This is a genomic window from Roseicyclus persicicus, assembly GCF_012395815.1.
GTDB classification, from domain to species: domain Bacteria; phylum Pseudomonadota; class Alphaproteobacteria; order Rhodobacterales; family Rhodobacteraceae; genus Roseicyclus; species Roseicyclus persicicus.
In genome coordinates, this window is the sequence record NZ_JAAZQQ010000007.1 from 24387 (window position 1) to 35558 (window position 11172).

General features: G+C 73.4%; 13 protein-coding genes. 12 read left to right on the forward strand and 1 reads right to left on the reverse strand.

Going from position 1 to position 11172, the window contains the following annotated elements; translation table 11 throughout:
* The first annotated feature begins 5 nt into the window (after positions 1–5).
* From HCU73_RS17055 to cysE, 12 genes are all read left to right on the forward strand, one after another.
* The gene (locus tag HCU73_RS17055; RefSeq protein WP_239025618.1) at positions 6–320 is read left to right on the forward strand and encodes a phage head closure protein; all 315 of its coding nucleotides are present in this window, start codon (positions 6–8) and stop codon (positions 318–320) included.
* Complete coding sequence (locus HCU73_RS17060; RefSeq protein WP_168624695.1) at positions 317–727, forward strand: DUF3168 domain-containing protein; 411 nt, start codon at positions 317–319, stop codon at positions 725–727. Before HCU73_RS17055 ends, HCU73_RS17060 begins: the two co-directional genes overlap by 4 nt.
* A 39-nt stretch (positions 728–766) precedes the next feature.
* On the forward strand, positions 767–1180 hold the full coding sequence (locus HCU73_RS17065) for a phage major tail protein, TP901-1 family (protein WP_168624696.1): 414 nt from the start codon (positions 767–769) through the stop codon (positions 1178–1180).
* 3 nt (positions 1181–1183) lie between these two features.
* A complete protein-coding gene (locus HCU73_RS17070) occupies positions 1184–1498 on the forward strand; it encodes a gene transfer agent family protein (RefSeq protein ID WP_168624697.1) in 315 nt (104 codons plus the stop codon).
* Positions 1495–1716 (forward strand): rcc01693 family protein, encoded by a 222-nt coding sequence (locus HCU73_RS17075; RefSeq protein WP_168624698.1) that lies wholly within the window; start codon positions 1495–1497, stop codon positions 1714–1716. The genes HCU73_RS17070 and HCU73_RS17075 overlap by 4 nt, the downstream gene beginning before the upstream one ends.
* Positions 1700–2365: a phage tail tape measure protein gene (locus HCU73_RS17080; protein ID WP_168624699.1), complete on the forward strand. Its 666-nt coding sequence runs from the start codon at positions 1700–1702 to the stop codon at positions 2363–2365. Before HCU73_RS17075 ends, HCU73_RS17080 begins: the two co-directional genes overlap by 17 nt.
* A 12-nt stretch (positions 2366–2377) precedes the next feature.
* Positions 2378–3010: a DUF2460 domain-containing protein gene (locus tag HCU73_RS17085; RefSeq protein ID WP_168624700.1), complete on the forward strand. Its 633-nt coding sequence runs from the start codon at positions 2378–2380 to the stop codon at positions 3008–3010.
* On the forward strand, positions 3007–3891 hold the full coding sequence (locus HCU73_RS17090) for a baseplate hub domain-containing protein (protein ID WP_168624701.1): 885 nt from the start codon (positions 3007–3009) through the stop codon (positions 3889–3891). The genes HCU73_RS17085 and HCU73_RS17090 overlap by 4 nt, the downstream gene beginning before the upstream one ends.
* Entirely contained in the window at positions 3888–4319 is a 432-nt protein-coding gene (locus HCU73_RS17095; protein ID WP_168624702.1) for an NlpC/P60 family protein, read from the forward strand. Before HCU73_RS17090 ends, HCU73_RS17095 begins: the two co-directional genes overlap by 4 nt.
* Before the next feature lie 4 nt (positions 4320–4323).
* Positions 4324–8625, forward strand: a complete 4302-nt coding sequence (locus tag HCU73_RS17100; RefSeq protein ID WP_168624703.1) for a baseplate multidomain protein megatron — start codon at positions 4324–4326, stop codon at positions 8623–8625.
* Positions 8618–9328 carry a DUF2793 domain-containing protein gene (locus HCU73_RS17105; RefSeq protein ID WP_168624704.1) on the forward strand — a complete coding sequence of 237 codons (711 nt, stop codon included), beginning with the start codon at positions 8618–8620 and terminating at the stop codon, positions 9326–9328. The genes HCU73_RS17100 and HCU73_RS17105 overlap by 8 nt, the downstream gene beginning before the upstream one ends.
* Before the next feature lie 85 nt (positions 9329–9413).
* Complete coding sequence (cysE, locus tag HCU73_RS17110; RefSeq protein WP_168624705.1) at positions 9414–10238, forward strand: serine O-acetyltransferase; 825 nt, start codon at positions 9414–9416, stop codon at positions 10236–10238.
* A gap of 13 nt (positions 10239–10251) precedes the next feature.
* Here the strand turns inward: cysE and HCU73_RS17115 are convergent, their stop codons facing one another.
* On the reverse strand, positions 10252–11169 hold the full coding sequence (locus HCU73_RS17115) for a hypothetical protein (protein WP_168624706.1): 918 nt from the start codon (positions 11167–11169) through the stop codon (positions 10252–10254).
* Positions 11170–11172: the final 3 nt, after the last annotated feature.

The following is an 11172-nucleotide window of genomic DNA, read 5'->3' on the forward strand; positions in this document are numbered from 1 at the left end:
CGGCGATGACGCGGCGCCTGCTGCTGGAGGCGCCCGAGCGGGTGCCGGACGGGGCGGGCGGTTACGGCGAAGCCTGGGTCGCGCTGGGCCATGTCTGGGCGGCGGTCGAGACGCGCGGCGCGGGCCGCGAGGTGGACCAGGCGGCGCGGCTGCAGCTGAAGGTGACGATGCGGGCGGTGCCGCAAGGTGCCGCGGCGCGGCCCACGGCCGAGATGCGGTTTCGGGACGGAGACCGGCTCTACCGGATCGAGGCGGTGCACGAGGGCGACGCGCTGGGGCGCACGCTGGTCTGTTTCGCGGTCGAGGAGGTCGCGCGATGAGCTATGGCAGCACGGCGGCATTGCAGGCGGCCGTCTACGGCGCGCTGGCGGGCGACGCGGCGGTCGCGGCGCTGTCGGGGGGCGCGGTCTACGACGCGCTGCCACCGGGGCCGGTGCCGCCGCTGTACGTGGCGCTGGGGCCGGAGCGGGCGCGGGACGCCGGCGACAAGACCGGGGCGGCTGCGGTGCATGACATCGCGGTCACGGTGGTGAGCGAGGGCGCGGGGTTCGCCGCGGCCAAGGCGCTGGCCGCGGCGATCTCGGATGCGCTGGCCGGCGCCGACCTGGTGCTGGCGCGGGGGCGGCTCATGAGCCTCGATTTCCTGCGGGCGCGGGCCCGGCGGGTCGATGCCGGGCGCGAGATCGAGCTGTGGTTCCGCGCCCGGGTGGACGAGAGCGCGACCTGAACGTCGCCCCGCAACAATTTGACAAGACTGGAGAATGACATGGCAGCCCAGAGCGGCAAGGACCTTTTGGTGAAGGTCGACATGGACGGCAACGGCGTGTTCGAGACGATGGCGGGGCTCAGGGCGACGCGGCTGAGCTTCAACGCCGAGCAGGTGGACGTGACGAGCCTGGAGTCGGCGGGGGGCTGGCGCGAGCTGCTGGCGGGCGCGGGCGTCAAGTCGGCCTCGATCTCGGGGGCGGGCATCTTTCGCGACGCGGCGACGGACGAGCGCGCGCGGCAGATCTTCTTCGACGGGGCGACGCCGGGGTTCCAGGTGGTGATCCCGGATTTCGGGATCGTGGAGGGCGCGTTCCAGATCACCTCGATCGAGTACGCGGGCAGCCATGACGGCGAGGCGACCTACGAGATGTCGATGGCCTCGGCGGGCGCGCTGACCTTCACGGCGATCTGAGCCATGGCGAACCCCCATGCGGGCGAGGTGGCGCTGGTCGTCGATGGCGAACGGCGGGTGGCGAAGCTGACGCTGGGGGCGCTGGCGGAGCTGGAGGAGCGGCTGGGGGCGGAGAGCCTGGCCGACCTGGTCGCGCGGTTCGAGGGCGAGAGCCTGCGCGCGCGGGACGTGCTGATGCTGGTCTGCGCGGGGCTGCGGGGCGGGGGGTGGCGGGGCGACCCCGCCGACCTGGTGTCGGCCGAGATCGAGGGCGGGCCGCTGGAGGCCGCGCGGGTGGCAGCAAGGCTGCTGGCGCTGGCGTTCCGGGTGCCGGGATGAGTGCGCCGCGCTTCGACTGGCCGGCCCTGATGCGGGCCGGTTTGCAGGGGCTGGGGCTGACGCCCGACGCGTTCTGGCGGCTCACGCCGGCGGAACTGCTGCTGATGCTGGGCGAGGTGCCCGGCGCGGCGCCGATGGGGCGCGGCGCGCTGGAGGCGCTGATCGCCCGGTTCCCGGACAGGACGGACAAGGAGGGCGGCGATGGTCGCGATGGATGAGGGACTCGAGGCGCTGGACGCCCAGATCGCGGAGCTGGAGGTGAGCCTGGCGGCGGCCACCAGCATGACGGCGGCGTTCCAGGCGGAGCTGAGGGGGATGCAGGACGCGATGCTCTACACCGGCCGCGAGGTCGACAGCATGAGCCGGTCGATCGGCGGCGGGCTCAGGCGTGCCTTCGACGGGGTGGTGTTCGACGGGATGCGCCTGTCGGACGCGTTGAGGACGGTCGCGCAGAGCATGGTGGACGCGGCCTATTCCACCGCGATGCGGCCGGTGCAGACCGCGCTGGGCGGGGCGATCGCCAACGGGATCAACAGTCTGGTGAGCGGGATCCTGCCCTTTCAGAAGGGCGGGGCGATCGCGCAGGGGCGGGTGATGCCCTTTGCGCGGGGCGGGGTCGTGCAGGGGCCGACCCCGTTCCCGATGCGGGGCGGCATGGGGCTGATGGGCGAGGCGGGCCCGGAAGCGATCATGCCGCTCCGCCGCGGGCCGGACGGGCGGCTGGGCGTGGCGGCCGCGGGCGGGGGTGCGCCGGTGCAGGTGGTGATGAACATCACCACGCCGGACGTGCAGGGGTTCCAGCGCAGCCAGACGCAGATCGCGGCGCAGATGGGCCGGGCGCTGGCGCGCGGCCAGCGCAACCGCTGAGGAGGGCAGGCGATGGGGTTTCACGAGGTCCGGTTTCCGGCCAACCTGAGCTTCGGCTCGGTCGGCGGCCCCGAGCGGCGCACCGAGGTGGTGGCGCTGACCAACGGCTACGAGGAGCGCAACACGCCCTGGGCGCAGTCGCGCCGGCGCTACGACGCGGGGGTCTCGCTGCGGTCGCTGGACGACATCGCGGCGCTGATCGCGTTCTTCGAGGCGCGGCGCGGGCAGTTGCACGGGTTCCGCTGGAAGGACTGGTCGGACTACAAGAGCTGCGCGCCCTCGGGCACGCCGGGCTTCCGCGACCAGGAGATCGCGGTGGCCGATGGCGTGGCGACGGTGTTTGCCCTGAGCAAGACCTATGGCGAGGGCCCGGATGTCTATGTGCGGCCGATCGCCAAGCCGGTGCTGGGCACGGTGCTGCTGGGCGTGTCGGGCGACGAGCAGGTGCTGGGCCTCGACGCGGAGGTCGATGTGACGACGGGGCTGATCACCTTCGCCGAGCCGCCGGACGCGGGCGAGGTGATCACGGCGGGGTTCGAGTTCGACGTGCCGGTGCGCTTCGACACGGACGTGATCCAGACCAGCGTGGCGAGTTTCCAGGCGGGCGAGGTGCCAAACGTGCCGGTCGTGGAGATCCGGCTGTGAGCGGGGCGGCGGCGCTGGATGCGCATCTGGCGACCGGGGCGACCGGGGTCTGCCGGTGCTGGAAGCTGACGCGGGGCGACGGGGTGGTCTACGGCTTCACCGATCACGACCGGGCGCTGGTGTTCGACGGGGTGACGTTCAAGCCCGACAGCGGGATGTCGGCCGCGGCGCTGGTGCAGACCACGGGCCTGTCGGTGGACAACACCGAAGCCGTGGGCGCCCTGTCGGACGCGGCGATCACCGAGGCGGATATCGCGGCGGGGCGCTTCGACGGGGCGGCGATCGAGGCGTGGCTGGTGCAGTGGGCGGCCCCCGAGAACCGGGTGCTGCAGTTCCGCGGCACGCTGGGGGAGCTGACGCGGGCGAACGGGGCCTTCACCGCGGAGCTGCGCGGGCTGGCCGAGCGGCTGAACACGGCGACGGGGCGGGTCTACCAGCGCAGCTGTTCGGCGGTGCTGGGGGATGGCGACTGCCGGTTCGACCTGGGGACGCCGGGCTACGCGGCGGATGTCGCGGTGGTGGCGGTCGAGGGCGCGCGGGTGCTGTGGTGCGCGGGGCTGGAGGGCTTTGAGCCGCGCTGGTTCGAGCGCGGGCGCTGCGCGGTTCTGGACGGGGCCGCGGTGGGGCTGGCGCAGGCGGTCAAGGTCGACCGGCCCGAGGGTGGGCTGAGGCGGGTGGAGCTGTGGGACCGGCTGCGCGCGGGGATCGCGGCGGGCGACCGGGTGCGGCTGACGGCGGGCTGCGACAAGCGGATGGAGACCTGCCGGCTCAAGTTCAACAACCTGCTGAATTTCCGGGGCTTCCCGGACATCCCGGGCGAGGACTGGATGGTTGCGCACCCCAGCCGCGTGTCGGCGCGGGACGGGGGCAGCCGGCGGTGAGCGCGGTCGTGGTGGCCGCGCGTGGCTGGCTGGGCACGCCCTATGTGCACCAGGCGAGTTGCCGGGGCGCGGGGTGCGATTGCCTGGGCCTCCTGCGCGGGGTGTGGCGGGAGCTGTACGGGGCCGAGCCCGAGCCGGTGCCGGGCTACACGGCGGACTGGTCCGAGGCGTCGGGCGAGGAGCGGCTCTGGGCCGCCGCGCGGCGGCATCTGGTGGAGAAACCCGTGGCCGACGCGTGCCCCGGCGACGTGATCCTGTTCCGGATGCGGGACGGGGGCGTCGCCAAGCATGTGGGGCTGCAGGCCCGGGTGGGCCGGGAGGCCAGCTTCGTCCACGCCTATTCGGGGCGTGGAGTGGTGGAAAGCGCGCTGACGCCGCCCTGGGCGCGGCGGGTGGTGGCGCGCTTCGCGTTTCCGGAAAGGATGTGACGGCATGGCGACGATCCTTCTGTCGGCTGCGGGGGCGGCCATCGGCGGCCTGACCTCGGGCACCATGCTGGGGCTGACCGGCGCCGTCATCGGCCGCGCGGTGGGCGCGACGCTGGGCCGGGTGATCGACCAGCGGCTGCTCGGCGCGGGGTCGGAGCCGGTGGAGCGGGGCCGGATCGACCGGTTCCGCATCACGCAGGCGGGCGAGGGGGCGCCGGTGGCGCAGCTGTTCGGCCGGATGCGGCTGGGCGGGCAGGTGATCTGGGCCACGCGCTTCGTCGAGACCACCACGACCAGCGGCGGCGGCAAGGGCGCGCCGCCGCAGCCGAGGACCACGACCTATTCCTATTCGGTGTCGCTGGCCGTCGCGCTGTGCGAGGGCGAGATCCGGCGCGTGGGGCGGGTCTGGGCGGACGGGGTGGAACTGGACCTCACCACGGTGTCGATGCGGGTCTATGCCGGGACCGGGGACCAGATGCTCGACCCGTTGATGGAGGCGGTGGAGGGGGCGGGGCAGGTGCCCGCCTATCGCGGCATCGCCTACGTGGTGTTCGAGGACCTTGACCTGACGCCCTACGGCAACCGGGTGCCGCACTTCGCCTTCGAGGTGACGCGCGCGGCGCAGCCCAGGCGCGAGATGCTGCCTGCCGCGGCCGACCTGGTGCGCGCGGTGGCCCTGATGCCGGGGACGGGGGAATACGTGCTGTCGACGCGGCCCGTGACCTATCGGGCGGGCCTCGGGGTCAGGGACGCCCTGAACACCAGCGCGGCCGGCGGCGGGTCGGATTTCACCCGGTCGCTGGACCAACTGCGCGGCTGCCTGCCCAATCTCGCCTCGGTCAGCCTGATCTATTCCTGGTTCGGGGACGACCTGCGCGCGGGCGCCTGCACGGTGCGCCCCAAGGTCGAGGACAAGAGCCGCGACGGGGTCGAGATGCCCTGGACGGCGGGCGGGATCGGCCGCGCCGCCGCCGAGGAGCTGGCGCGGGTGGACGGCCGTCCGGTCTATGGCGGGACGCCGGCGGACGGATCGGTGATCGAGGCGATCGCGGCGATCCGGGCCGGCGGGCAGGAGGTGATGTTCTACCCCTTCCTGCTGATGGAGATCCTGGCCGGCAACGGGCGGCCGGACCCGTGGTCAGACACCGGCGACCAGCCGGCGCTGCCCTGGCGCGGGCGGATCACGGGCGACAAGGCGCCGGGGCTGCCGGGAAGCCCGGACGGCACGGCCGCGAACGACGCGGCGGTGGATGCCTTCTTCGGCAGCGTGACGGCGGCGGATTTCGCCGTGGCGGCGGGGGCGGTCGCCTACTCCGGGCCGGCGGAGTGGTCCTATTCCCGATTCATCCTGCATTCGGCCGCGTTGTGCGCCGCGGCGGGCGGTGTCGAGGCGTTCTGCATCGGGTCGGAGATGCGCGGGCTGACCCAGATGCGGGGCACGGGCGGCGAGTTCCCGGCGGTGGCGCGGCTGCGCGCGCTGGCGGCCGAGGTGCGCGCGCTGCTGCCGAACGCCAAGCTGAGCTATGCCGCGGATTGGTCGGAATATTTCGGCTATCACCCGCAGGACGGGTCGGGGGACGTGCTGTTCCATCTCGATCCGCTCTGGGCCGACCCCGAGATCGATTTCGTCGGGATCGACAATTACATGCCGCTGTCGGACTGGCGCGACGGGCTGGACCACGCCGATGCCGGCTGGGGCGAGATCCATGCGCTGGATTACCTGCGCGCGAACGTGGAGGGCGGCGAGGGCTACGACTGGTTCTATCCGACCGGGGAGGCCCGCGCGGCGCAGCGGCGTGAGCCGATCACCGACGGGTTGCTGCAGAAGCCGTGGATCTTTCGCTACAAGGACATCGCGGCGTGGTGGCGCGAGCCGCATTACGACCGCGTCGGCGGGGTGGAGGGGGATATCCTGCGCCTCGGCGGGCAGCTGGCGGGCACGTTCGTGGGGTCGTCGGTGACGGTGACGGACGGGGCCGGTGCGAATGACGCGGGACGGCCGGTGTCACGGATCGAGCACGGCGGGGCGGGCTCGCATGTGTCGGCGGGCGTGACGCTGGCGGTGGATGAGACCTACACGCTGCGGTTCCTGGTGAAATCGGCGACGGGTGTGCCGCAGGCGAGTGCGGCCAGCGTCTATGACGGGGCGGTGCAGCGGCTGGACTACGTGGCCGGCGCGGACTGGCAGGAGGTGCGGCTGGCGTTCCGGCCTGGTGCCGCGGGCGTGACGCTGTCGCTGTCGGACCTGCGGGGCGGGGGCGATGCGACCGACCTGCTGGTGTCCGAGGTCGCGCTGATCTCGGCCTCGGCGACGACGCCTTGGGTGCCGCGGTCGAAGCCGATCCGCTTCACCGAGATCGGCTGCCCTGCCGTCGACAAGGGCACCAACCAGCCCAACGTCTTCTTCGACCCGAAGAGCTCTGAGAGCGCCCTGCCGCGGTATTCCAACGGACGGCGCGACGACCTGATCCAGCAGCAGTACCTGCGCTCGGTGCTGTCCTACTGGGCCGAGCCCGGGCGCAACCCGGTGTCGGACGTCTATGGCGGCCCGATGCTGGAGATGGACCGCGCCCATGTCTGGGCCTGGGACGCGCGGCCCTGGCCGGCGTTTCCGAACGACGTGGAGCGCTGGTCGGACGGGGACAACTGGCGGCTTGGCCACTGGATCACGGGCCGGATCGAGGCGGCGCCGCTGGACCAGGTGGTGGCCGAGCTGTGCGAGGCGGCGGGGGTGGAGGATTACGACGTCTCGGCCCTCTACGGGCTGGTGCGCGGGCACCTGTCGGGCGAGACGGAAAGCGCCCGGGCGCGGCTTCAGGCGCTGATGCTGGCGTATGGATTTCAGGCCGTGGAGCGGGAGGGGCGGCTGGTGTTCCTGCCTTTGCCGCGCCGGGCGGAGGCGGTGATCGACGCGGGCGACACGGCGCGCGACGAGGAGGACTGGGGCGGCATCGCCGGGATCCGCGCCGCCGAGGCCGAGACCGCGGGGCGGGTGCGGGTGGGCTTCGTCGCGGCCGAGGCGGGCTACGAGGAGCGGGTGGCCGAGGCGGTGTTCCCCGGCGACGACGCCGATGGGGTGACGGCCTCCGACCTGCCGCTGGCCCTGACCGGCCCCGAGGGGCAGGCCATCGCCGAGCGCTGGCTGGCCGAGGCGCGGGTGGCGCGGGACCAGCTGCGGTTCGCCCTGCCGCCGTCGCGGCGGGCGCTGGGCGCGGGGGCGCTGGTGGCGCTGGGCGACGGGTCGACCTGGCGGATCGACCGGGTCGAGGACCGGGGCGTGCGGATGATCGAGGCGGTCCGGGCCGAGCCCTCGGTCTTCGAGCCCTCCGACGCGGTGGAGGAGCGCGCGCCGGCCTCGGAGTTCGTGCCGCCGGTGCCGGTCGCGCCGGTGTTCCTGGACCTGCCGCTCCTGTCCGGGGCGGAGGTGGAGCACAGCCCGCACCTGGCGGTCACGGCGCGGCCCTGGCCCGGGTCGGTCGCGGTCTATGCCGCGCCGGGGGCGGACGGGTTCACGCTCAACCGGCTGATCGAGCGCCGCGCGGTGATGGGCGAGCTGGTGACGCCGCTGGCCGCCGCGGCGCCGGGGCTCTGGGATCGCGGTGCGCCCATGCGGGTGCGGATCGCGGCGGGCCAGCTGTCGGCGGCGGAGGCGGGGGCGGTTCTGAACGGGGCCAACCTGGCCGCGATCGGGTCGGGGGACGACGGCGACTGGGAGGTGATCCAGTTCGCGGGCGCGACGCTGGTGGGCGAGGGGCTGTGGGACATCGGCCTGCGCCTGAGGGGGCAGCAGGGCACCGATGGCGTGATGCCCGAGCTGTGGCCGGAGGGAAGCCTGTTCGTGCTGCTGGACGGGGCGCCGGTGCAGATCGACCTGCCGCCCGCGGCCCGCGGCCTGGCCCGCCACTACCGCATCGGGCCGGCGCGGCGGAGCGTGGACGACCCGAGCTACGTCGAGCGGGTGGCCGCCTTTGCGGGCGTCGGCCTGAGACCCTACGCGCCCGCGCACCTGCGCGCCACGCCGACCGGCGGGGACCTTTACCTCAGCTGGATCCGGCGCACCCGGATCGACGGCGACAGCTGGGAGGGGATCGAGGTGCCGCTGGGGGAGGCGGCGGAAAGCTACCTCCTGCGCGTGACCGATGCCGGGGGGCCCAGGCGCGAGGCGACGCTGGCCGCCCCCGCCTTTACCTACACCGCCGCGATGCGGGCCGGGGACGGCACGCAGTCGCCCTTCACCATCGAGGTTGCCCAGCTGTCCGACCGTTTCGGGCCGGGGCCGTTTGCAAGGATCGAGATCGATGACTGACACACCGCGCCTGTCCCTTCCGCTGCTGGCGCCCGCACAGGCGCAGAAGCACGTCACCGTGAACGAGGCGCTGGTGCGGGTCGACGGGATGACCCAGCTGGTGCTGGCCTCGGCCAGCCTGACGACCCCGCCGGCGGCCGCGCCCGAGGGGACGGTCTACGCCGTGCCGCCGGGGGGCGTGAACGCCTGGGCCGGGCAGGACGGCAGGCTGGCGCTGTCGGTGAACGGCGGCTGGGTCTTCGTGGCGCCGCAGCGGGGCTGGCGGGCCTTCGTGCTGGACAGCGGGCTGCCGGCGGTCTGGGACGGGGCCGACTGGCGCCCGGGCGCCGTGTCGCTGAGTCCTGCGGGTGCTTCCATGTCCTTGTCATCGCTGGATATCGAGGTGGTCCTCAGCGCGGGCCCCGCCGTGACCACGGCGCCGGTGATCCCCGCGCGGGCGCTGCTGTTCGGGGTGACGGGCCGCGTCACCGAGGCGATCACCGGCACCGCCGCGAGCTGGGACCTGGGCGTGCCCGGCGATACCGGGCGGTTCGGCACCGGGCTTGGCACCGGCCTCAATTCCTGGGTCAACGGGCCGGCGGCGCCGATCGTCTACTGGACGCCCACGGCGCTGGAGATCACCGCGCAGGGGGGCAGCTTCGCCGGCGGCGCGCTCACCCTTGTCCTGCACTACGCCGAGCTGCGCCTGCCCGACCCGGTGTAGCCTTTCCGTGACGCGGCCCCTTCCGTCATGGACCGGTGCGCCTATCTGCGGTAGAAGCACAGGCGACGGACCGGAGGGCGCTGGCATGGCGAAGCTGCAACGGAAACTGGCCGGGCTCGACCCGGTCTGGACGCGCATCCTGGACGAGGCCGAGCAGGCGGTGCGCGACGAGCCGCTGCTGGGGGGCCTGATCCACGGCTGCATCCTGCACCACGACACGCTGGAGCGCGCGCTGGCCTACCGGATGGCGCAGAAGCTGGCCTCGGGCGAGATGTCGGAGCAGCTGCTGCGCGAGATCGCGGACGAGGCCTATGCCGCAGACCCCAGCCTGGGCGTGGCCGCGCGCGCCGACATCATGGCCGTCTACGACCGCGACCCGGCCTGCCATCGCTACATCCAGCCGCTGTTGTTCTTCAAGGGGTTCCAGGCCGTGCAGGCCTATCGCGTCGGCCATTGGCTGTGGACGCAGGGGCGCACCGATTTCGCCTATTTCATCCAGATGCGGGTGTCCGAGGTCTTTGGCGTCGACATCCACCCGGCCGCCCGGATCGGCAAGGGCCTGATGATCGACCACGCCCATTCCATCGTCGTCGGCGAGACGGCGGTGGTGGGGGACAACGTGTCGATGCTGCATTCGGTGACGCTGGGCGGCACCGGCAAGGAGACCGAGGATCGCCATCCCAAGATCGGCGACGGCGTGCTGATCGGGGCAGGGGCCAAGGTGCTGGGCAACATCCGCATCGGCAACTGCTCGCGCATCGCGGCGGGCTCGGTGGTGCTCGAGGAAGTGCCGCCCTGCAAGACGGTGGCCGGCGTGCCCGCCCGCATCGTGGGCGAGGCCGGCTGCGACCAGCCCGCGATGAACATGGACCACCTGCTGCCGAGCGGGGGCAGCACCGGCCGCGGGTGACGCGCGCCCGGTCCTAGCCCAGCCAGCCGTGGCGCCTGAGGGTGGCCTCGATCCGGTCCTCGGTCTCGGGGACGGCGGCGTTGATCGACTGGTCGTGCAGGATCCACCACAGGTAGGCGTCGACGTCGGGGGCGAGGTCCGGGGCACGGGCCAGCGCCTCCTCGGCACCGAGATCCAGCACGTTGGCCGCGATGTGGTGCAGGTCGCTGCGGGCGAACAGCACCACGGGCTTGCGGTGCAGGTAGGCCGACAGGGCCACGCCCGAGTTCTGCGTCGCCACATAGTCGCAGACCTGCAGCAGCGCCGCCATCGGGCGGTCGACCAGCGACAGGCGCGGGTGCCGGTCGGCGAGCGCCGACAGCGCCGCGCGCTCGGGGCGGGTGTAGGTCTCGGCCGGGTGCAGCGTGGCGTGGACGGCCCGGGTGGTGTCGCAGCGCAGGATGGTCTCCAGCATCTCGACCGGGCTCATCGACTGGAACGACCGGTGCTCCAGCAGGCGGCCCTGCAGCGGGACGTAGACGATGCCGTCGCGCCGGGCGCGGTCCGCCTCGGGCCCGAACAGCCGGTCCCGGATGCGCCGGGCGAAGCGCCGGGCCTGTGGCTGCGGGGCGGCGGCCGGATCGAAGCGCGCGGCGGCCACGGGCCAGGTCCAGCGCTCGGCGCTGCGCTCGATCTTCCAGAACGGGTAGATGTAGTTCTTGCGGATGGTGAGGCCGCGGTCGGTGAGCGGCGGCTCCATCAGGTAGATCGCGCGGCCCGGCCGCGACGCCGAGGCCAGGCGCTCGGCCGGGGTCTGCACGTGGTAGTGCGGGGTCAGGCCGTGGCGCTGCAGCACCGCGGCCAGCCGGCGCAGGAACAGGTGTTCGCCGCGCTCGGCCATGTCGGTGAGCACGGGGTCGAGATAGAGGCGAACGTCCGTCTCCGCCGCCATCCT